A 21,226-nucleotide genomic window follows, 5' to 3' on the forward strand; every position below is an offset into this window, starting at 1 on the left:
CGTCGTACGGTCGGGGATGCGATTTGCCGATGCCGTGGTGCCCGCCGAGTGGGCCGACGAGACCCTGGTTCACGCGCCCTTTCACGGTGCCGGCGCCGGCACGGCGCCGCTGACCTGGGCCCAGCAGGTGACCTGGCGGGCGAACGCCCGCCACGGCTCCAACCACCGCTTCCTCAACCTGCGTCGCACGGTGCCGGTCTCCGCCCGGGCCGGCGTCGACACCGAGCGCGCCACCCGGGCGCTCGGTGCGCTGGTCGCCCGACACGGGTCGCTGCGCACCCGGGTGCGCACGGTCGACGACGAGCCCCGCCAGGAGGCCGCCGCGACCGGGCACCTGCCGCTGCTGGTGCTCGCCGGCACCGGTGACGGCGCGCGGGACGCCCGGGAGGCCGCGGACCGCCTCGGCGGCGTCGCGTTCGACCATGCGCGGGAGTGGCCGGTGCGGGTCGCCCTGGTCACCGTGGACGGCCGGGTACGGCAGGTCGTGCTGGTCTTCAGCCACTCGACCGTCGACGCCCACGCCGCAGAGGTGGTCCTGCGGGACCTGCGGCTGCTCCTGCTGCGCGGGCGGGTCGACACCCCGCCCGGCCCCCAGTCGGTGGACGTGGCCCGGCTCCAGCACGGCGCCGAGGGGCGCCGCTCCGAGCGGGCCGTGGCGTACTGGCTGCGGGAGTTCGCGCGGCTGCCCGCCGAGCCGCTGCCGTCGGGCGGCCCCGGGCTCACCCCCCAGCTGCGCCGGGGAGTGCTGGTCTCCTCGGCCGTCGACCTGGCGGCCCGGGCGCTCGCCGCCCGGCACCGGGTCAGCACCTCGGCGGTGCTGCTCGCCGGGGTGACGGCGCTGGCCGCCGCCCGGTCCGGGCGGGACCGCTGCGGCCTGTTCCCGATGGCGCACAACCGGTTCCCCGTCAGGTACGCGAACGCGGTCGCCAACCTCGGGCAGATCGGGTTCGGCGTCCTGGACGTGGCGGACCGCCCCGCGTTCCCGTTGCTGCTGTCCCGCGTCTGGCAGGCGTCGCTGAACGGCCTGCGGAACGCCTTCTACGACCCCTCGGCGCTGCGCCGGGGATTCGCCGACGCCGACCGCGACTACGCGACCGCATTCCTGCCGCACTACTATTTCAACGACGTCCGGCTGCCCGTCGGCGCTGCGGCTGCCGCACCGGAGGTGACCCGGCGCGACCTGCGGGCCGCCATGGCGCGCACCGGCTTCTCCTGGACCAGGGGGCTGGACCGGGCGTCCTGGCACCTGCTGACCCACGTGGTCGACGAGCCGGGCGGGGTGGGGGTGACCCTCACCGTAGACACCCGTCACGTCGCGGTCGACACGGTCGAACCGTTCCTGCGCGAGCTGGAGGAACTGCTGGTGGAAGCGGCATTCGCCGAGGTGTCCTGGCCGTCGGCCGCCCCGGCGGCGGCCCCGGTCGCGGTGGCGACACCGCCCGTGGTGCTCCCCACCGAAGCCGGCGAGGAGGTGGCGTACGCCCAGTTCGCGGGCGGCCGGGTCGGGACCGGCCCACTCACCTGGGGCCAACGGGCGATGTGGCGGGCCGTCGAGGAGTTCGAGTCCCCGAGCCACAGCGTGCTGAACCTGCGTCGCGTCCTGGCCGTCTCCCGGCGGGCCGACGTCGACGTGGCGCGGGCCGCGCGGGCCGTCGGGGCACTGGTGGACCGGCACGAGTCGTTGCGCACCCGGGTGTGCTGCGTCGACGGCGAGCTCTACCAGTCCGCCGCTCCGGCGGGCCGGCTGCCCGTCCTGGTGCACGCGGTCCCGCACGCCGCGGCCGACCCCGACGGCCGGACCGCCGCGGCGGCCCTGGCCGACCGGCTGGGCACCCCCCGCTTCGACCACGCCGCCGAGTGGCCGCTGCGGGCCGCGCTGGTCACCGTGGACGATCGGGTACGACAGGTCGTGCTGGTCTTCAGCCACTCCACCGTGGACTTCCACTCCACCGAGACCGTGCTGCGGGACCTGCGGCTGCTCGTGCTGCGCGGTTCGCTGCCCAACCCGCCCGGACCGCAGTCCCTCGACGTCGCCGAGCGGGAGCGGGACGGGGAACGGCGTCGTGGCGACCGGGCGGTGGCGTACTGGACGCGACACTTCCCCGGCCTCACGGTGGGCCTGTTCGACCAGGTCGGCCCCGGGCTCGACCCCCGGTACCGCCGGGGCTCGCTGGTCTCCGAGGCCGTGCGTCACGCGGCCCGGCTCGTCGCCGCCCGGCACGGCGTCAGCAACGCCACAGTCCTGCTCGCGGCGACCGCCGCCGTGCTCACCGCCGACAACGGCGGGGACGTCTGCGGCGTGTTCACCATGGCCAACAACCGGTTCCAGCCCGAGTACGACGTCGCGATCAGCAAACTCAACCAGATCGGGCTCTGCCGGCTCGACCTGGCCGACCGGCCCGGCTTCGCCGAGTTGCTCTCCCGCGCCCGCAGGGCGTCGCTGGACGCGTACCGGCACGCCTACTACGACCCGGCCGAGTTGGAACGCGCGTTCGCCGAGCGGGGGCTCGACCACCGCACCGCCCTGGCCCCGTTCTGCTACCTCAACGACATCCGGCTGCCGCCCGCCGCCGGCCCCGAACCGGTCGGCCCGGACGAGGCGGCCCTTCGGGCGGCGGTGGGCCGCAGCACGTTCCGCTGGCTGGAGGAGTTGGACCGGTTCGCCTGGCGCTGCCGCCTCCAGGTCGTCGACGCCCCCGGCGCGGTCGAGTTGGCGATCACCGTGGACACCCGCTACCTGCCGCCGGAGCGCGCCGAGCGGTTCCTGCGGGCCGTCGAGGCCCTGCTGGTCGAGGCTGCCTTCCACGACGTGCCCTGGCCGTGGTCGCCGTCGCCGGCCCCCGCCTTCCCCCGGTAGGGCTGGCGGGTGGCGCAGACGTGCCGCCCGGGATGCCCGCGCGCCCGGGCCGTCAGCCCGGGTGGCCGAGCTGTCGCGTCCACGAGGTCTGATTGATCCGGCCTGGCGTCATCTGTCAAAGGCCGGTGCCCGCGACGGTATCTCCGCCCGCCACGCCGGCTCCTGAAGCCATGACCACACCGACGCGGGGGCCGGAGTGTCCCCGGGCCGGTCACCTCCGTCGATGGGAGACAGTTGTCATGGCATTTCTGGGTAGCCGCGCCCGGCGCGCGGCGCTGGCCCTGCTCGCCGGCACGGCCCTGGCCGGCCTGCTGGCGACCACCGCTACCGCCGCTCCACCGGCCGGGGAGCCGGACCGGGTCATGGCGGTCACCGACGTCTGGATGCGGGACGTCGCCACGGACGTCGGCCTCCAGCCGCACACGGGCAGCCCGGTCTGGGCCAGCCCCGACGTCAAGATCTGCCCGACGGCGGTGGAGTGCGCGACCAGCGCGAACGCGATCGTCGGCATGACGAACTACATCTTCGTGAAGCTGCGCAACCCCGGGCCGTACGGCTCGGGCATCGACAGCGGGGCGCTGCGGTTCTACCGTACGACCCCGGGCGGCAGCATGGCCTGGCCGATGGGCTGGCTGCCGGTCGCGGCGGTGAGCGTCGTCGTCGCACCGGGCGTCACGACGGTGAGCGTTCCGTGGGGCGGCGTCCCCGGCCCCGGTCACTTCTCCCTGCTGGCCGTGTGGGAGTCGCCGAACGACCCGTTGCCGTTCCTGACCGCCGACATCCTGGCCAACGTCCGGAACAACAACAACATCGCCTGGCGCGACCTCAACTCGATCAACCCGCTCACGGGTGGCCCTCAGGGATCCGGCCCGGCGTCTGATTGATCCGGCCTGGCGTCATCTGGACAACCGCCACCCCCGGCGTCGGTATCTGCGGTCGGTCGGCCGGCTCCTGAAGGCATGACCACGCCGGCGCGGGAACCGGGCCGGAAACCTCCGTCGATGGGAGACAGTCGTCATGGCATTTCTGGGTAGCCGTGCCCGCCGCGCGGCGCTGGCCCTGCTCGCCGGCACGGCCCTGGCGAGCCTGCTGGCCACCACCGCCACCGCCGCTCCACCGACCGGGAAGCCGGACCGGGTCATGACCCCCACCGACGTCTGGATGCGGGACGTCGCCATGGACTCCGGCCTCCAGCCGCACTCGTACAACCCGATCTGGTCCAGCCCCGACATCAAGGTCTGCCCGACGGCGATGGGGTGCGCGACCAGCGCGAACGCGATCGTCGGCATGACCAACTACATCTTCGTCACGCTGCGCAACCCCGGCCCGTACGGCACGGGCATCGACAGCGGGGCGCTGCGGATCTACCGCACGTCCCCGGGCGGTGGGATGGCCTGGCCGACGGACCTGACCTGGGTGGCGACGGTGCCCGTCGTCGTGCCGCTGGGCGTCACGACCGTGGTCGTCGCGTGGGGCGCTGTGCCCGGTCCCGGGAACTTCTCGCTGTTGGCCGTGTGGGAGTCCCCAGACGACCCGTTGCTGCTGATCACCCCGGACCTGCAGGTCAACGTCCGGTACAACAACAACATCGCCTGGCGCGCCCTGCAGTCGGTCTAGCCTTCGCGGGCGGGCGCGGATCCGGCCGGTTCGCCGCCGCCCGGCGTCATTCGGCGCCGGGCGGGGGCGCGGGCCCGATGCGGAAGACCTGGCCGCCCTTGCCCACGCAGCGTCCCATCACCGCCTCGGTCCCCGCCGAGGTGCCGGAGTCCCGGATACCCACGCAGCCGTAGCCGGGGACGCGGAGGACATAGGTGTCGCTGTCGTACGAACTCGACGGCTCGATCCGGAAGCGGCTGCCGTGTGCGCAGTCGTCCCAGGGCTCCAGGAGCCCGGCGCCGGGCCCCGCGGTCAGAACCCGCAGGCAGCCCGGACCGTAGTCGGGGTGGTCCCACCTGATGCGGTAGGTCTCGTCGCCGGCCGGCTGGAGCGCGGTTGTCTGCGGCCACACCTCGTCGCACGCGCGCTGCACCGCCACCAGCGGGGTGTACCGGAGGTCCAGGACGCGGCCGTCCGTCAGACACAGGTCGGGCGCGGTGACGGGGCGGATGCGGATCTCCCCGAGGAGGCTCGCGGGCAGCGGCGGGGTCTGTTGGAGGGTCGCGCCGGTTGTCTGCGGCCCCGCTGTCGCCGCCGGGCCGGTCGGCGTGCCCCGGGCCGACATCGTCGTCGGCGATGCTCCGATGCCGACGGCCAGCAGGCTCGCCAGGAGTGGTGCGACCAGCGCCGGACGGAACCGGCGTCCCGCCGGCCGCCACCGGGCCGCCGGTGTGCGACGGAGGGTGCCCCCGTCGGAGCGCCCATCCGTGGTCGCGGCCGGGCCGCCGCCCGGGGCCGGGTCGGGCCGGGCGCCGTCGGGTGGTGCGAGCGGGCCGGGTGGCGGGTTTTCGGGCGCCAGGGGCTGATCCGGTTGCTCCCCGGCCGCGTCGAGCCGATCCCGGGCGCGCAGCCACTTCTGCAGGTGTTCCTCAGCCCCACAGGCCCGTACCAGCGCCTCGAGCAACTCGGCCCGTGGTGGGCAGTGCCCGCGCAGGGCGGCGGCGGTGGTGCTCCGGGGCAGGACGTCGCCGCGTGCCGCCGCCCGCCGTTCCAGCTCCCGGTAGGTGTGGCCGGACCGGTCCTTGAGCTCCCGCAGCAACGCGAGGAACTCGACCGTCGTGCCTGCCTGGTCCGGCCGAAGGTCCGCTCCGGATGTCGTCACGCCCCAAGGCTATAGATCGATATCGACTTAAGGATGGTCGGTGATCTGACAGATGCCAGCTGCTGACGGCCCCGGTGTCCGGTCATGTCCCGGCTCGTGTCACCCCCCGGGCGGGTTCCCGGCCGCCGGACAGTACCGCGCCGAGGACGCGTTCCGTCGGGAAGAGGCCCAGCTGCCGCGAGTCCACGCTGGCCGCGCGATTGTCGCCGAGAAGCACCAGCCGGTCCCGGGGCACGCTGCGCCCCCCCGGCCCGTCCGGCGCTGCCGGCAGGCCCCCCGGCAGCGGATCCCCGGCCACCGCGGCGACCCTCTTGATCATCCAGATCCGGTTGGCGATCACCGCCGCCGAGGCGCCTCGGGGCAGCGGTGGCAGACGCCAGCCGTGCGCGGGGCGTTCGACCACCACCACCTGCCCCACGACGGGTGTCCCGGCCCGGCGTACCAGGACCCGGTCGCCGTCGCCGTAGGCGGGAAGCATGCTCGCGCCGCGCACCGTGACGGCGACGAAGTGCCGCCGCAGCACGACCGAACCGGCCCGGACCAGCGCGACCGCGAACAGGCCGCCGGGGAGCGTCACCCACGGCGTGTCCAGCGCCCCGAGCGCGACGACGGCGCCGAGCCCGCCGGCGGTGAGTCCGGGCGCCGCCCGCCTCCACCTGATGCGGCGTCGGATGCGGCGGGCGTCTGCGGCTGTGGGCGGCCGGGGCCGGAGCAGGTGGGCCTGCCCGCCGGTCATGCCTCCTCCCTCCCCGCGGCCGTCGCCTGATAGCCGGCGGCCTGGAGGGTGAACAGCCGGGCGTACTCCCCGCCGGTCGCCATCAGCGTGACGTGGTCCGCCTGCTCCACCACCCGCCCGTCGCGGAGCACGACGATCACGTCGGCGTCCCGCACCGCACCGAGCCGGTGCGAGATGAGCAGACTGGTCCGCCCGCTGCGATGCCGGCGCAGCGAGGTGTGGATCTCGTGCTCGGCCTCGGCGTCGAGCCCGGACGACGGCTCGTCGAGGACCATCAGGTCACGCTGGTCGCGCAGGAACGCCCGGGCCAGGGCCAGGCGTTGCCACTGGCCGCCGGAGAGGACGGTCCCGGTCGTCTGGTCCTCCCTGTCCCGCTCCGAGAAGAAGATGCGGGACAGCAGGGTGTCGTACCCCTGCGGCAGGGCCGCGATCTCGTCGTGGATGCCGGCGCGTTCGGCGGCGATCCGCACCCGGTCGTGCTGTTCGCGCAACGCCAGGTCGCCCAGGCCGATGTTGTCCGTGGCGGTCAGGTCGTAGCGCATGTAGTCCTGGAACACCGCGCCGATGCGCTGCCTCAGGTGCGTCACGTCGAACTCGCGCAGGTCCACACCATCCCAGAGGACCGCGCCGCGGGTCGGGTCGTAGAATCGGCACAGCAGCTTGACCAGGGTGGACTTGCCGGCACCGTTGAGCCCCACCAGCGCGACCGACCGGCCCGCCGGGATCCACAGGTCGACGCCCCGCAACACCCATGGGTGCTCCTCCGAGTAGCGGAACCACACGTCCCGCAGCTCGATGCCGTGACGAAGCGGCGGCAGCGGACGCGGCGGCGCGGCGGTGACCAGGTCGTTCCCGGCCCCGGTCACCGCCGTGTAGTGCTCGAAGACGAGCAGCGCCTGGTGCGCTCGCGCCACCTCGCCCGCCAGGGCGGTGAGCGCGCCCTGCACCCCGGCCACACCGGCGACGAGGACGGTCAGGTCGCCGACCGACAGCCTGCCCGCGCGCGCGGCGGCCACCGCCCACAGCAGGCCACCGCCGGCCACCAGCGCCGCGAGCAGGCCGAGGCCGGACTGGATCCAGCTCTCGCGGCGGTCGACGGCCCGCTTGGCGGCGTTGGCGTCACGCCGCTCGGCGAGCATCCGGCCGCGGAGGTAACCGCCCGTGCCGAACAGCCGGATCTCCTTGGCCGCCTCGGCACTGGACAACAGGTCGCTGTAGAAGAACTCGCGCCGTTCGATGCCGCCCACGTTCCAGAACATGCGGGCCCGTCGACGCGACAGCGCGATCTCGGCCACCAGGACCGGCACGCCGGCTCCCAACACGACGAGCGTCAGCAGCGGGCTGAGGAGGTACAGGGAGCCGAGGAAGCCGACCACCGTGATCGCGCTGCGGACGCCACCGAGCACGCCGTCGACGATCTGGCCGGGTGTCCCTCCGGCAGCCTGCTGGGCCAGGCGGAGCCGGTCGAGAAACCCGGGGTCCTCGAAGCGACTCAGCCCCGCGAAGTCGTCCACCGACGCGAAGAGCCGGTCCTGGGCCACCAGCCCGACCGCCCGGTCCAACTCCGCACGCAGGTACGTGGTCAGTTGCGGCGCCACCGCGACGAGCGCGCCGGCCCCGGCGAGTCCGAGCGCGAGCCAGCCGAGCCCACCGAGCGGGCGGCCCCCGACCAGCCCGTCCAGGATGAGCTTCGTCAGCCACGCGGCGAGGACCGGCAGCGCCCCGCCGACCAGCATCACCACCACGTACACCGTCAGGGTTCCGGGGGCGGTCCGGGCCGCCAGCGCCCAGGCGGGACGGATGCCCCGCGCGGCCCTGGTCGGCCCGGTCGTCGCCCGGTCGGTCCGCCCGCTCATACCAGGGCGGCTGGCTGGTCTAGGGCGAAGTGGTCGTCGGTGACGACGAGCCGGCCGTCGTCGTCCGGCGCTACCGCGAGCACGGTGGGGAACGCCCGCGTCTTGAACGCGAGGCTCATCGGGCCGTCCGGGTTCTCGAGCACCACCCGGACGACCGGGGAGAGCCGGCTGACGAAGTCCGCGGCCTGGTCGGCGTCCCCGACCACCACTGCCAGCGCCCGCCGGTCACCACCGGTCCGGTTCCGCGCGTAGTCGATGAAGGTCGGCAGCTTCTCCTTGCACGGTTGGCAGGTCGGTGAGAAGAAGCCGACGACCGTCTCGCCGGTCAGCGATTCCCGGTCGAGCGGCCGGTCGTCCACGGTGACGGTGCTGAACTCACCGACCGCTTCGCCGGCGACCAGGGACGCCGGGCCTCCGCCGAGGTTGGCGAGCAGTTCAGTGTGCTCGCGGAGTCGCTTGATGGTGCCCATGCTGAGCAGCAGGTTCACGGTGGCGATCAGCCCGACGAGGGTGAGGGCCGCGACCAGTAACGGCATTCTTCGTACCCCTTCTGTGTGGATGCGGCCCGCGCTGGCGGTCGGGGGCCGGGGACATCGGGTGGAGCAGTTCGGCAATGTCGTCCCCGGCCGCCACCAGGAGGCCCAGAATCGTGCCGGCGACGGCGGCCAGTGCGGCTCCGCCGAGGTGCGTCGGCGTCGGTTCCAGCGTGGCCGGCACGGCGGCTGCCGCGAGGGCGGCGAGGACGGCGTTGCGGACCACGTGGGGGAGACCGAGGGTGACGGTGGAAGCGCCGAAGCAGCGGCAGGCGGTCCGGGTGCCCCGCCGCAGCGAGACCGCGATGCCCGCGCTGAACACCAGGAGCAGCGCCGCCGCCACCAGCAGGCCGGCCACGCCGGTCACGGGCAGCGGAACAGCCAGCAGCGTCCAGGCGGCGAACTCGACCGCGACCACGGTGCCGGCGAGGGGCCGTACGGCGCGGGTGGGCGCCAGCCCCAGGTCGCGGATCGACGCGGCGAAGGTCTCGAACGCCCCGCGCCCGGTGACCTTGCTCAACGAGGAGACCAGGAAGACCGTGCCGAGCAGGAACCGGATCCCGATCGTCAGGTACTGCACCGAACCTCCTCGATCGTGGGGCGGATGGGCCGGGCCCGGAGGCGTATCGGTGCCCGGGTGGGCCGTGCCGGCGGATCGCAGAGCCCGCCGGCACGGCCCGTGCGATCAGCAGAAGCAGCTGTAGGAGCCGCCGTTGTTGCACGTCGAGCACGGGGCGTTGTAGGAGCAGTGGCCGCCGTAGGCCTTGTTGCACTGCCAGCAGCCGGGCCAGGACTTGCAGGCCGCCGTCGTCGCCGCAGCCGCCTCGACCCGGGGGACGAAGAGGCCGAGGAGCCTGCCGCCCAGCGCTTCGATCTGTCGGTACATGTTCACCTCCATGGTGATTTCGGGCTGTAGAGCCCAGGTGCCGGTTATGTGGACAACCTTCGTGCACGGCGGCATCGATCGTCTTGGAAAAACCCGACCGGCTGCCGGTGGCCGCCGGAGCGACGTGCGCGGTCAGGGCCGGACGAACCCCGGGTCGGCGCCGCGTTCGAGGAGGTACCGCGAAATGCTGCGGTCGGTCATCCGGGAGAACTCACGGGTGAGGTGCGGCTGGTCGTAGTAGCCGCACACCGCGGCGACCTCGGCGGCAGGGCTGCCCCCGACCAGCAGTCGGAGCGCCCGCTGGAACCGCACGACCCGTCCCGCCGTCTTCGGCGACAGCCCGATCTGCTGGCGGAAGCCGCGCTCCAGATTCCGGGCGCTGCAGTGGGTCGAGGCGGCCAGGCCGGAGACGGACGCCGTGCCGCCGCTGCCGGTGAGGAGCTGCCAGGCGCGAAGCACGTACGGGTAGCACCGGGGCCCCCGGTCCAGCCAGCGGCCGAGGGCCTGGTCGAGCCCGTGGAGGCGCCGGCGCCAGTCGGGTGCCGCGGTGATCGCGTCGGTGAGGACGACCGTCGGCACGCCGGGCAGGTCGGTCAGGTCGGTGGCGACGTCTGTCAACTCGTGCATCGGGACGCCGAGAAGGGTGAACGCCGCCCACGGTTCGAGGGCGATCTCCAGGGTGTACGGCCGGACCCCGCGTATCCGTTTTCGGGGCCGGGTGTGCAGGCCGTAGACGGTGTAGGCGAACGAGTCCGGATCGACCACGGTCCCGTCCCCGTCCCCGTCCGGGTCGAACTCGGCGACGAGGGTCACGGCGTCGGTGGGAACCGCGAGGTAGTCCTTCGGGCGGTCGGGATGGCGGCCGAAGCGGCGGTATCCGCGGATGCCCGGCGGCCGGCCGTCGACATCTGCTGCTCCCGCCGACCGATGTGCCGGGCGCGACTGGTGTGCCGTGACCATCGAATCCCCCGATTCGTCTGTGGCAGAGTGCCGCAACGTCGGCGCCCGACTACTGGGCCGGGCGGGCCGTGTGCGCGGCTGCCTCCACCCTGTAGAGGCGGTCGGGAGACTGACAAGACACCTCGTCGTCCAGGACACCTGACCGGTTGTCCTGGCTGCTCAGGGCCGCTGTCCGGCACTGTCCGGGACAGCGTCGGCCCGCCGCTTCGGACGGCGGCGGGCCTGGCGGTGCGTCCCCGGGCGGTGGCGGATCGGCGTTGTCCCGGACGGCGCGTACCCCGGGCGGCGGTGACGGCCGTGCGTCCCCGGGCGGCGGCGGATCGGCGTTGTGCCGGGCGGCGGTGACGGCCGCGCGTCTCCCGGGCGGCGGTGGACCACCGCGCTTCCCCGGGCGGCGGTGCGCGGGCGGCGGGCATGCGCCGCCCGCGATGTCGGATCCGAGGGAAGGGCGCCCGTCAGTGGTGGGTGCCGACAGGCCGGCCCCGTGGCCTCAGCCCAGGCTGACCCAGTCGGTGGCCACCGCGTACCCGTCGGCGCGGGCGGCGAGCCGGACCGGGCCGGCCGGGGGAGCGCCCAGCGAGAAGAAGCCCACCTCGTCGACCGGCGACTCGTCGTACTGGCCGGTGGCCGTCCGGGCGGTGACCCGACCGCCTCGGGCCGGGGAGAGCTGGCCGACGATGCCGGCGTCGCTCACCTCGATCTCCAGCACCACGGCGCCGCTGCGGAAGGACAGGGTCCGCGCCGTGCCGCCCGAGCGGGTGAGCCCGGCGGGCTCGGCGTCGCACGCCGAGTCGAACATCAGCTCGGCGACCGCCAGTTCGGCGTCCAATGTCCGCCAGGCGAACGCTGCCCGCGCGGCGGTCAGGAACTCCTCGGGGACGGGCCCGGCGTCCCACAGCGCCGCGCCCAGCTCCACGGTCAGGGCATCGTCATCGGCCGGCGGCCACGGCGCCATCGCGGTCACCCCCGTTCTTGTTGGGGCCGCGACGGGCCCCGAGGAACGGGGCGAGCGCCGGGCAGTTACGCAGCTTGTGCAGACAGCGGCCCTGGGTGGGCCCAATGCTACCGACCGGCATGCCGAGTCGCTCGCCGATCTCCCGGTAGCTGACCGGGGGGTCGGCCGTGAGTAGGGCCAGCAGCTCCTGGCAGCGGGGCGGGAGCTGGGCGAAGCCCTCCCGCAGCGCCTGGCCGCGTTCGGCCCGCAGCAGCTCCTCGTCCGGCGCCGGCGCGTCCACCGGCGGCCCGTGCCGGGCGTCGAGTGCGTCGTCGTACGGGTCGACCGGCTGGCTGCGCCGGCCGAGGCGGGACAGCCGGTAGCACTCTCGGCGGGCGGTGGTGGCCAGCCAGGCGGCCAGCGCCTGCGGGTCCCGTACCTGGTCCAGCCGCTCCACCAGGCGCAGCCAGACGGTCTGGTTGACGTCGGCGGCGTCGGCGCGGCTCATCCCGTGCGCCCGGATCACCGACACCACCAGCGGGGTGTAGCGGCGCACCAGCTCGGCCCAGGCCGCCTCGTCACCGCCGGTGGCGGCGGCGACCAGCTTGGTGGCGGTCGGGTCGCTCACCGGCGTGCCCCTTCGCCGACCGGGCGGAATCTCACGCGACCAGCACGCCGTAGTCGGGATGCCAGCGGGGGTTCGCGAGCAGCGCGATCCGGGCCGCGTCGGCGGTCAGGCCCCCGGCGACCATCATGGCCGCCAGCCGGCCGGAGACGTACGCCGTGGCGAACGAGGTGCCGGCCCACCCGGCGAACCCGTGGAACACCCGGGTCGGCCGCCCCGGCAGCGGCAGTTGGCCTACGACGTACGTGCTGTCGTGCTCGCCGACCGCGCAGGCGTCGACCCACGGGCCGAAACCGCTGTACGCCGCCGGCGCGATGCCGGTGCCGGCCCGGCTCACCGCGGCCACGCCGAGCACCCGGCCCAGGGCGGCCGGCCAGACCGGGCGGCTGGTGCCGGCGTTGCCGGCGGCGGCCACCACGGCGGTCTGCGCCGGCAGCGCGGCCACGGCGTTGACCAGGGGCAGCGGGGGCAGGTCGTCCTGCGTGAAGCCGCCCAGGGACAGGTTGACGACGGAGACCTGCGGCCCGAGCCGGGCCATGGCCGCCACCAGCATCGCCTCGTCGCCGACGCCGGTGGGGTTCAGCGCCTGCTCCGGGTCGACCCCGACTCCCGGCGCGGCCTGCCGGACCACCCCGGCGACGAAGGTGCCGTGGCCGCCCTGCGCGGCCAGCACGGTCCCGGAGACGTAGAGCGCGTCCTCGTCGTCCGACTCCGGGACGTAGCTGCCGCCGAGCCACTGGGGGTGGTACGCGCCGGCCTGCTGCCAGATCCCGGTGTCGCAGACGCCGACGGTGACCCCGGCGCCCTCGCCGAGCCGGGCCGGGTCCGGCGCGGCCAGCGCGCCCACCGCCTGGGGCGGCCCACCCGGGTTGCCCATGATGTTGCCCAGGCCCAGCAGCACGTGGTGCGGCTGGACCGCCGGGACCGGCTGGCCCTGCCACTGCTGGGGGTTGCGCAGCGCCGACACCACCGTGGGGACGTCGGTCTCCTTGGCGAACACCAGTCGGGTGACCCCGGCGAAGCCGGCGCCGACGGTCACCTGGTGCCCGCGCGTGCGCAGCCAGGTAATGACCCGCTGGGCGTCGGCATTGGCCGCGAGCAACTGCCGGGGGCGGTAGAGGAACTCCCGGCCCGCAACCGTGTGCCGCCGGATGTTCGGGTCGGCGGCCAGCGCGTCGGAGAAGGCGCGTTGGTACGCGTCGTCGTCGCCGGTGTCGCCGGCGGCGGCGGCGGGTCGTAGCGAGCTGCCCAGGGGCGCCGCCGCCGCGGCGAGCGCGCCGAGTGTCAGCACCCGGCGTCGGGACAGCCGGCCGGCCGCTGGCGGCGGGCTGGGGAGGTCAGTCGGCACCGGTCCTCCATGCGGTTGCGGGCGGCGCGATCGGCGGTGTCCCCGGTGCGGGCGCCACAGCACTTACCGGGCAGGGCTGATTCTTCCAAACCATTGTTGAATGTCAATGACGTGAATCGTCGCCCAGATCCATGGAACTCCCACTGACCGCGTCCGCATTGACGCTGGTCGGTTCATCGGGAACGCTGTCCGACATGGCCGACAGCGCCGATCCCGGTGCCGGAGCGGCCCAGTCCGCGCTCGACGCGGTGCAGCGCTATCCGCGCGAGGCGATCACGATCGCGCAGCGGGTGCTCGCCGCCGGCCGCGCCGTCACCGGCGACGAGCGCTCCACCGCCGAACGGGCCGTCGGCCTGGCCCTGCGGGAGCTCAACGACCTGCCCGGCGCGCTGCGTCACCTGCGCCGGGCGGTGCGGGCCGCCGCGACACCCCGCACCCGCGCGCTGGCCCGGATGAGCCTCGGCTACGTCCTGGCCAACGCCGGCCGCACCGGCGCGGCCCTGCGCGCGGTGACCGCCGCCCTGCCGCCGCTCACCGGGGCGGACGCCGGGCGTGCCCGGATGCAGCGGGGGGTGGTGCTGCACTACCGGGGCCGCTACGACGAGGCGGTGCGCGACTACTCCCTCGCCGTCGAGATCGCCCAGCGCGAGGACGACCCGCTGCTGGAGGCCCGGGCCCGCAACAACCGAGGTCTGCTCAACGCCCATCGGGGCACCGGCCGGGGCCGCGACGACGACCTCGCCCGGGCGGCGGTGATCTTCCAGCGGCTCGGGCTGGAACTCGCCGCCGCCGACGCCCGCTGGAACCTGGGCATCGCGGCGGGCCAGCGCGGCGACACCGTGGGCGCGCTGCGCTGCTTCGCCGAGGTCGAGCAGGAGTACCGCCGGCTGTCGGTGCCCCGGCCGGCGCTGCTGCTGGACCGGTTCGAGCTGCTGCTGTCGGTGCCGCTGCTCGACGAGGCGGTCGAGGTGGCCGGGGCGGCCGTGCGGGAGCTGGGCCGCCGGGGGATGGCCTCCGACCTGGCCGAGGCGCTGCTGGCCCAGGCCCGCGCCGCGCTGCTCGCCGGGGACCTGGACACCGCCACCGACGCCGCCGCCCGGGCGCGGGTCCGCTTCCGCCGCCAGGGCCGCCGCACCTGGGCCGCCTTCGCCCGGCACGTCGAGCTGCGCGCCGAGTTCCGCCGCGGCACCCGCTCGGCGGCGCTGCTCACCGCGCTGGTGCGCACCGCCGACCAGCTCGACGCCACCGGCTGGCCCGGCCCCGCGCTGACCACCCGGATCGACGCGGGCCGGCTGGCCGCCGCGCTCGGCCGTACCGGAAAGGCGGCGGCCCTGCTCGGCCGGGCGGCGCGGGCCCGTCGGCGGGGCACCGCGCCGGGCCGGGCCCAGGGGTGGTACGCCCTGGCGCTGGCGCGCCGGCTCGCGGGGGACGACCGCTCCGCAGCCCGGGCGCTGCGGCGCGGACTGGCCGTGCTGGACAGCCACCGGGCCTCGCTCGGCGCCACCGAGCTGCGGGCGCACAGCGGGGCGTACGGGCAGCAGTTGGCCGCCGAGGGACTGGACCTCGCGGTCCGGTCCGGCGCCCCGGGCCAGGTCCTGGCCTGGGCGGAGCGGTGGCGGGCCAATGCCCTACGCACCCGGCCGGCGCTGCCGCCCGAGGACCCGGACCTGGTCGCGGCGCTCAGCGAGCTTCGCCTGGTCAGCAGCCTGTTGGAGGATGTCCTGCTCGCGGGCCGGCCGACGCACGCGCTGCGGGGCCGACAGGCCCGGCTCGAACAGCGCATCCGGGACCTGGCCCGGCGCGCGCCCGGCGGCGGCGACGTTACGGCCCCGCCGGGCATCGCGGCGCTCGCCGCCCGGCTCGGCCCACGCGTGCTGGTGGAGCTGGTGGCGCACGGCAGCCGCCTGGGGGCGGTGCTGGTCCGCGACGGCCGGGCCAGCCTGCACGACCTCGGTCCGCTCGCCGAGGCGGTGGAGCAGGCCCGGCGGCACCGCTTCGGCCTGCGCCGGCTGGTCACCACCGGCGACACCGCGGCGGCCCGGGCCGGGGTCGGGCACGCCGCGGCGGCGCTGGACCGGCAGCTGTTCGACCCGCTGCGGCGGCGGCTGGGCGACCGCCCCCTGGTGCTCGTCCCGACTGCGGCGCTGCACGCGGTCCCGTGGTCCGGCCTGCCGACCTGCGCCGGGCGGCCGGTGACGGTGGCCCCGTCGGCCACGGTCTGGCTGCGCGCGGACGGCCGGGCGGCGCCCGACGGCGCACCGGTGCTGGCGGCGGGCCCGCGCCTGCCGGCAGCGCGGACCGAGGTCGGGCTGCTCGCCCGCGAACTGCCCGGCTCCCGGCTGCTCGCCGGGGCGGACGCCACCGCCGCCGCGTTGACCGCCGCGCTGGACGGCGCCGGGCTGGCCCACATCGCCGCGCACGGCACCTTCCGGGCCGACAACCCGCTCTTCTCCGGCCTGGAGCTGGCCGATGGGCCGTTGCTCGCGTACGAGCTGGAACGGCTGCCCCGCCCGCCGGGCTGCGTGGTGCTCTCCGCGTGCGACTCGGGGCTGTCCGGGGTGCGTCCCGGCGACGAGGTGCTGGGCTTCACCGCCGTGCTGCTGGCGCTGGGCACCCGGTGCCTGGTGGCGACCGTGTTGCCGGTGCCGGCCGACCTCACCACCGCACTCATGCTGGACCTGCACCGGCGGATGCGTGCCGGCGTCCGGCCGGCGCGGGCCCTCGCCGACGCCCAGGCCGCGTTCGTGGCCACCGGCGACGGCTCCGCCGTGGCCACGGCCGCCGCCTTCGTCTGCTTCGGCGCCGGCTGAGTGGTGCCTGCGGTGCCCGGCCCGGCCGGCCCGGCCCGGCCGGCTCGGCTCGGCTGGACGGCTCGGTCGCGCCGCCCGCCGGGGCCTCGGCCAGACGCGTGAATAGCGCCGTCGTATGACCCGGAGGGGATGATCAGAAATTCATATACTTCAATAGAATCTCCGTCATCCGGCCGCGGTGCGTCCACCGGCGCGCCGGTCTTCCGATGCGGAGGAACATATGGTTCGCTGGCGCACCCTCACCGGCCTGTTGGCCGCCGCGCTCGCCGCGGTGACCGCGGGCAGCCTCACCCTCACCGCACCCGCCGCCGCGGCACCCGACGACACGATCACCCCGAACGTCGTCGGCGGCACCCGGGCCACCCAGGGCGAGTTCCCGTTCATGGTGCGGCTCTCGATGGGCTGCGGCGGGGCGCTCTACAGCCCCCGACTGGTCCTCACCGCCGCGCACTGCGTGGGCGCCACGGGCACCAACACCAGCATCACGGCCACCCTCGGCGCGGTCGACCTGCAGTCCAGCAGCCGGATCACCGTGAAGTCGAACTACGTCTACCGCGCCCCGGGCTACAACGGCTCGGGCAAGGACTGGGCGCTGATCCGGCTGGCCACCCCGGTCACCACCCTGGCCACCCTGCCGATCGCCACCAGCGGCGCGTACGACAGCGGCACCTTCACCATCGCCGGCTGGGGCGCGGCGCGGGAGGGCGGCGCGCAGCAGCGCTACATGCTCAAGGCCACGGTGCCGTTCGTCAGCGACTCGGTCTGCAACTCCAACTACGGCGGCGACATCATCCCGGCCGAGGAGATCTGCGCCGGCTACACCAGCGGCGGCACCGACACCTGCCAGGGTGACTCGGGCGGCCCGATGTTCCGCCGCGACGCCAGCAACGCCTGGATCCAGGTCGGCATCGTCAGTTGGGGCAACGGCTGCGCCCGCCCCAACTACCCGGGCGTCTACACCCAGGTGAGCTACTTCGCCTCCGCGATCGCCGCGGGCGCCGCGAGCCTCGGCGGCTGACCGGACGACAGCACGGTACGGCCCGGCCGGACCACCGGCCGGGCCGTACCGTGCGCCGGGCCTACTGGGCGGCCGGCGGCGTCCAGTCGCTCGGCAGGTGCCCGATCCGCACCCGCTGCGGGTGGTCGCCGACGGGCACGCTGGCCACCTTCTGGCCGGTGGTGAAGCTGATCGCGGTGACCCGGTCCGCGCCCGACTCGGAGATGACGCAGTCGCGGCCGTCCCCGCTCACCGTCGCCCAGTACGGCTTGCTGGCGGCGACCAGCGGGCCGGGGGCGAGGGTGGCCCGGTCGACGACGGTGGCGTAGTCGTCCATCGTGCCGGCGACGCAGAGCTTCGCGCCGCCGGGACTGATCGACATGCCGTGGTGCCGGGAGTCGTTGACCCAGGTGGTGCGGTCCTCGCTGGTGTTGGGGTTCTTCGGCAGGGTGGCGACTCGGGTGATCTTGTCGGTGGCCACGTCGTACTCGACGAAGCCGTTGAAGAACGACACCTGGAAGTAGAGCTTGCGCTCGTCGGGGGTGAAGACCGCGGGCCGGACGGCGTCGGAGAGGTCGCCGCGGCCGAAGGCGTCCAGCCGGGGCCGCATGTCGATCTCCTTCACCTTCTGCAAGGTGCCGGCGTCGGCGATCGTGATGTGCCGGTCGCCCTTGGTCCAGTCCTGCGACGGGTCGTCGAGAGAGGTGTTCACCTCGCCGATGGACATGTTCCAGATGTGCTGGCCGCCGCCGGTGAAGAGGTTCTCGTGCGGCTTGTCGCCGGTGCCGAACGAGCCGACCTGCTGGCCGGTGTTGATGTCGAGGACGTGCACCTTGTTCGAGGTGGAGGCGGAGACCGCGACCCGGGTGCCGTCGGGCGAGACCGCCATGTGGTCGGAGCGGAACCCGGAGACCGGGAACCGCCACCGCACCGCCCCGCTGCTCAGGTCGATCGAGACGACGTCGGCGAAGCTGGGCCGGGACGCCACCAGCGCGGTGCCGTCCGGGGTGGTGTACATGTCGTCGACGAGTTGGTCGTGCCCCTCGCCGGGGCCCTGCTGGATGCCCAGGTAGAACGCGAGTTTGATGGGGTTGAGGTAGATCTCCCAGAGCCGCTGCTGCTTGTCCGGGATGACGTTGAGCCGGCCGAGGCGGGCGTAGTCGCCGCGCGGGCGGATGACGTCCACGGTGCCCTCCCAGTTGTTGCCGACGAACATCACCTCCGCCAGCCCGGCGGCGGCGGGGGCGGCGGCGTGGCCGACGGCGGGGGCGCCGACGGTGGGCGCGGCGGCGACGGCGAGAACGAGGGCGGCGTACCGGCGCGGGCGGGGGCGGTGGGCGTGCGGGAGCGCGGACGGTGCTGGGGTCATGGACTGCTCTCCTGGACGATGGGTCGGCCATGGCGTGGGGCTCCGCGGCGCGGAGCGCGGTGTTACCTTTCGGTAACAGAAGGAAACCAACCGAAGCCGGGCTCCCGGTAGGCGCCGGGGGCCAAAACCCGGTCGGGCCGTTGTGGACGGGCCACAGCGGTCGCGGCCGAGGGGGAGCGGGCCGATGGCGTTGACGGAACGGGCCGGACCCCTCGGCGCGCTGCTGCGCGAGCTGGCCGCGGACCGGCAGGTCGTGGACGAGATGGTCCAGGCCGCCCGGGTGCACTCACCGGAGGTGGCGCGGCTGCCGCCGGCGGAGAACCGCCGGCACGTGGCGGCCCTGTTGGCCGCCGGGCTGGCCTCCTTCCAGCGCCTCGCGGAGCCCGGCGAACGGGACTTCGCGGCGGCGCGGCGGCTCGGTGCCGACCGGGCCGCGCAGGGCGTCTCCGTCGCCGGCCTGCTGCGCGGGGTGCAGGCGGGCCGGCAGAAGGTGGTGGAGATCGCGCTCGACCGCGGCCGGGCCGCCGGGATACCCGACACCGCGTTGCTGGAGGCCCTGCTGGAGTTCGGCCGGTACGCCGGCGGCCTGGAGCGCGCCCTGGTCGACGGCCACCACGCGGCGGAGCTGGAACTGGTCCGCACCCGGCGGGACTCCCGCAACCGGCTGCTACGGCGGCTGCTGCTCGACGAGGCGGCCGACGTCCGGCCGGACGAGTTGGCCGCGTTCGGGCTGCGCCCCGACGGCTGGTACCACTGCGTGGCCACCGACCTGACCGACCCGGCCCGGATCCCGGCGGTGCGGCGGCAGTTCTGCGGGGGCGGGGGAGTCTTCGGCACGGTCGACGACCGACTCGCCGGCCTGGCCCCACGGCTGCCGCCCGCCGGCCTGGCCGACGCGGCCGTGCTCGTGGTGGCCGCCCCGGCCCGACCGCTGGCCGAGGCCCCGGCCGTGCACCGGCTGTGCGTGGCCGCCCTGCGGGTGGCCGCCCGGGCCGGGCTGCGCGGCCTACACGGAGTGGTCGACCTGGCCGGCGAGACCGCGCTGGCCGCCCAGCCGGAGCTGGCCGGGCTGGTCAGCGGGGAGCTGCTCGGCGCCCTCGACCCGGCCGACGACTTCCACCGGCAGCTCGCCTCGACCGCGCTGGCCTACCTGGACCACGGGCAACGGCTGGACCTGACGGCCGCCGCCCTGCACCTGCACCCGAACACCGTCCGCTACCGGCTGCGCCGGTTGCAGGAGCTCGCCGGGCTGCCGCCGACCCTCGCGGAGCCGGGCGGCCGGTGGCCGGTGCCGCAGACCCTGCGCTGGTGGTGGGCGCTGCGGACCTGGCTGGGGCAGGAGTGAGGCGTACCGCCGGTCCGGGCCGTACGCCTCACCCCACCCCCTGCGGTGGCCTCAGGTGATCCGGGTGAACCGGACCGCGTCGGCGATGACCAGTCCGGCGGCGGTGGTCCACCGGCTGACCCCGACGCGGTTGGCGTCCCCGGCCGGCAGGGCGAACGTGCCGAGGGAACGCCACTGTCCGCCGGTGGCGCGCTGGTCGACCTGGACGGTCCGGTTGCCGGCGGTGGTGGCCACGATGTACGGCGTGGCGCTGTTGTAGCCCGCGTTCGCCGGCCACCAGGCGTCGATCCGGTAGCTCCCGGCCGCCGGGACGTTGACCCGGTACCACGCGACGTCGCTGGACTGCACCGGATCGGCGAAGCGGTAGTCGGCGCCGTACCGCTGCCCCGAGTACGACGAGACGCCCCAGTTGGCGCTGGCGGTGAACCGCCCGGCGGTGGTGTTGTCCACGATCGTGCTCCACGCGCCCCCGCCGGACATCCGGGCGGCGACGTCGGCGCGCATCACGTCGAGGTCGATGAACGACGGGTCGATCTTGCCGGAGGTGCTGGTCTCGCGGTGGCCCCGGGCGTGGCTGGCGTCCCGGCCCAGGCGGGTGAGCACCGCGGCGGTGGCGGCGACGCAGGCGCTGTACTGGGCGCTGGTCATCTCCTGGTTGACGCCGTTGTAGTCGATCTCCCAGCCGATCATCAGGGTGTTGCCGTCGCCGGCCGGGATCGGGCCGCTGCCCCGGCTGGCGCCGGCGTGGTTGCACCGACCGGCGGAGATCAGGTGGAACACGCCGTGGTAGTCGACCAGGGCCTGGCAGAGCGGGCCGGCCAGGTCGGGGCGGCCGTTGATGCAGATGTTCAGCGCTGGGTGCGGGTTGGTGGCGCTGGAGGTGGACGCGGTGTGGTGCCACAGCACCCCGATCGGGGCGAAGTCGCCCGGTCGTGCCCGGTTGCGCCAGTCGCCCTCCTCGACGACCTGCACACCCGCGGCCCGCAGCACGTCGGCGAGCCAGGGGACCGTGGCCATCAGGACGACTCGAGCAGGTCGGCCAGGCACTCGGCCTGCCCGGCGGCGCGGGCCGGGGCGGGCCGGGCGGTGGCGGTGACGGTGAACGCGGCGGCCAGCAGGGCCGGCAGGCCGAGCAGGCGCCGACGCCGCAGGGTGGCGGAGGGGGAGGTGGCCACGGCACTCCTCGGTGAGGGACGGGGGGCCCGTCGATCG

The 21,226-nt window shown here is 75.0% G+C and carries 19 protein-coding genes; 6 read left to right on the plus strand and 13 right to left on the minus strand.

The window, feature by feature from the left end:
* The first annotated feature begins 16 nt into the window (after nucleotides 1-16).
* The 3 genes from GVV04_RS29915 to GVV04_RS29925 all read left to right on the plus strand — a co-directional run bounded on the left by GVV04_RS29915 (nucleotide 17) and on the right by GVV04_RS29925 (nucleotide 4,474).
* Nucleotides 17-2,857, plus strand: coding sequence for a condensation domain-containing protein (locus GVV04_RS29915; RefSeq protein WP_161692366.1), 2,841 nt, complete (start codon nucleotides 17-19; stop codon nucleotides 2,855-2,857).
* A gap of 239 nt (nucleotides 2,858-3,096) precedes the next feature.
* Nucleotides 3,097-3,741 carry a hypothetical protein gene (locus tag GVV04_RS29920; RefSeq protein ID WP_161692367.1) on the plus strand — a complete coding sequence of 215 codons (645 nt, stop codon included), beginning with the start codon at nucleotides 3,097-3,099 and terminating at the stop codon, nucleotides 3,739-3,741.
* Nucleotides 3,742-3,874: 133 nt separating this feature from the next.
* Entirely contained in the window at nucleotides 3,875-4,474 is a 600-nt protein-coding gene (locus GVV04_RS29925; RefSeq protein WP_161692368.1) for a hypothetical protein, read from the plus strand.
* A gap of 46 nt (nucleotides 4,475-4,520) precedes the next feature.
* Here GVV04_RS29925 and GVV04_RS29930 read toward each other — a convergent pair whose 3' ends face one another.
* From GVV04_RS29930 to GVV04_RS29975, 10 genes are all read right to left on the minus strand, one after another.
* The gene (locus tag GVV04_RS29930) at nucleotides 4,521-5,615 is read right to left on the minus strand and encodes an RICIN domain-containing protein (protein WP_201754380.1); all 1,095 of its coding nucleotides are present in this window, start codon (nucleotides 5,613-5,615) and stop codon (nucleotides 4,521-4,523) included.
* 82 nt (nucleotides 5,616-5,697) lie between these two features.
* Nucleotides 5,698-6,351, minus strand: a complete 654-nt coding sequence (locus GVV04_RS29935) for a S26 family signal peptidase (RefSeq protein WP_161692369.1) — start codon at nucleotides 6,349-6,351, stop codon at nucleotides 5,698-5,700.
* Nucleotides 6,348-8,207: an ABC transporter ATP-binding protein gene (locus GVV04_RS29940; RefSeq protein ID WP_161692370.1), complete on the minus strand. Its 1,860-nt coding sequence runs from the start codon at nucleotides 8,205-8,207 to the stop codon at nucleotides 6,348-6,350. The genes GVV04_RS29935 and GVV04_RS29940 overlap by 4 nt, the downstream gene beginning before the upstream one ends.
* Nucleotides 8,204-8,743 carry a TlpA family protein disulfide reductase gene (locus tag GVV04_RS29945; RefSeq protein ID WP_161692371.1) on the minus strand — a complete coding sequence of 180 codons (540 nt, stop codon included), beginning with the start codon at nucleotides 8,741-8,743 and terminating at the stop codon, nucleotides 8,204-8,206. Before GVV04_RS29945 ends, GVV04_RS29940 begins: the two co-directional genes overlap by 4 nt.
* Entirely contained in the window at nucleotides 8,643-9,320 is a 678-nt protein-coding gene (locus GVV04_RS29950) for a MauE/DoxX family redox-associated membrane protein (RefSeq protein ID WP_161692372.1), read from the minus strand. The genes GVV04_RS29945 and GVV04_RS29950 overlap by 101 nt, the downstream gene beginning before the upstream one ends.
* A gap of 105 nt (nucleotides 9,321-9,425) precedes the next feature.
* Nucleotides 9,426-9,626: a hypothetical protein gene (locus tag GVV04_RS29955; protein WP_161692373.1), complete on the minus strand. Its 201-nt coding sequence runs from the start codon at nucleotides 9,624-9,626 to the stop codon at nucleotides 9,426-9,428.
* A 132-nt stretch (nucleotides 9,627-9,758) separates the two neighbouring features.
* Nucleotides 9,759-10,586 carry a helix-turn-helix domain-containing protein gene (locus GVV04_RS29960; RefSeq protein WP_161692374.1) on the minus strand — a complete coding sequence of 276 codons (828 nt, stop codon included), beginning with the start codon at nucleotides 10,584-10,586 and terminating at the stop codon, nucleotides 9,759-9,761.
* Nucleotides 10,587-11,076: 490 nt separating this feature from the next.
* A complete protein-coding gene (locus tag GVV04_RS29965; RefSeq protein ID WP_161692375.1) occupies nucleotides 11,077-11,541 on the minus strand; it encodes a hypothetical protein in 465 nt (154 codons plus the stop codon).
* Complete coding sequence (locus tag GVV04_RS29970; protein WP_161692376.1) at nucleotides 11,516-12,148, minus strand: RNA polymerase sigma factor; 633 nt, start codon at nucleotides 12,146-12,148, stop codon at nucleotides 11,516-11,518. The genes GVV04_RS29965 and GVV04_RS29970 overlap by 26 nt, the downstream gene beginning before the upstream one ends.
* 31 nt (nucleotides 12,149-12,179) lie before the next feature.
* Nucleotides 12,180-13,493 carry a S8/S53 family peptidase gene (locus GVV04_RS29975; RefSeq protein ID WP_161692377.1) on the minus strand — a complete coding sequence of 438 codons (1,314 nt, stop codon included), beginning with the start codon at nucleotides 13,491-13,493 and terminating at the stop codon, nucleotides 12,180-12,182.
* A gap of 194 nt (nucleotides 13,494-13,687) precedes the next feature.
* On the opposite strand from GVV04_RS29975, the gene GVV04_RS29980 reads away from it, so the two are divergent.
* Both GVV04_RS29980 and GVV04_RS29985 read left to right on the plus strand, forming a co-directional pair.
* On the plus strand, nucleotides 13,688-16,303 hold the full coding sequence (locus GVV04_RS29980) for a CHAT domain-containing protein (RefSeq protein WP_161692378.1): 2,616 nt from the start codon (nucleotides 13,688-13,690) through the stop codon (nucleotides 16,301-16,303).
* A 220-nt stretch (nucleotides 16,304-16,523) separates the two neighbouring features.
* Nucleotides 16,524-17,321, plus strand: coding sequence for a S1 family peptidase (locus GVV04_RS29985; protein WP_161692379.1), 798 nt, complete (start codon nucleotides 16,524-16,526; stop codon nucleotides 17,319-17,321).
* A 61-nt stretch (nucleotides 17,322-17,382) separates the two neighbouring features.
* Here the strand turns inward: GVV04_RS29985 and GVV04_RS29990 are convergent, their stop codons facing one another.
* On the minus strand, nucleotides 17,383-18,669 hold the full coding sequence (locus tag GVV04_RS29990) for a YncE family protein (protein ID WP_161692380.1): 1,287 nt from the start codon (nucleotides 18,667-18,669) through the stop codon (nucleotides 17,383-17,385).
* 184 nt (nucleotides 18,670-18,853) lie between these two features.
* Here GVV04_RS29990 and GVV04_RS29995 point away from each other — a divergent pair, with 184 nt between their 5' ends.
* The gene (locus tag GVV04_RS29995) at nucleotides 18,854-20,014 is read left to right on the plus strand and encodes a helix-turn-helix domain-containing protein (RefSeq protein ID WP_161692381.1); all 1,161 of its coding nucleotides are present in this window, start codon (nucleotides 18,854-18,856) and stop codon (nucleotides 20,012-20,014) included.
* 51 nt (nucleotides 20,015-20,065) lie between these two features.
* On the opposite strand, the gene GVV04_RS30000 is transcribed toward GVV04_RS29995, so the two are convergent.
* Both GVV04_RS30000 and GVV04_RS30005 read right to left on the minus strand, forming a co-directional pair.
* Nucleotides 20,066-21,031: a golvesin C-terminal-like domain-containing protein gene (locus GVV04_RS30000; protein ID WP_161692382.1), complete on the minus strand. Its 966-nt coding sequence runs from the start codon at nucleotides 21,029-21,031 to the stop codon at nucleotides 20,066-20,068.
* On the minus strand, nucleotides 21,031-21,189 hold the full coding sequence (locus GVV04_RS30005; RefSeq protein ID WP_161692383.1) for a hypothetical protein: 159 nt from the start codon (nucleotides 21,187-21,189) through the stop codon (nucleotides 21,031-21,033). Before GVV04_RS30005 ends, GVV04_RS30000 begins: the two co-directional genes overlap by 1 nt.
* Nucleotides 21,190-21,226: the final 37 nt, after the last annotated feature.

The sequence above is a fragment of the Micromonospora rubida genome, from assembly GCF_009908295.1.
Classification (GTDB): domain Bacteria; phylum Actinomycetota; class Actinomycetes; order Mycobacteriales; family Micromonosporaceae; genus Micromonospora; species Micromonospora rubida.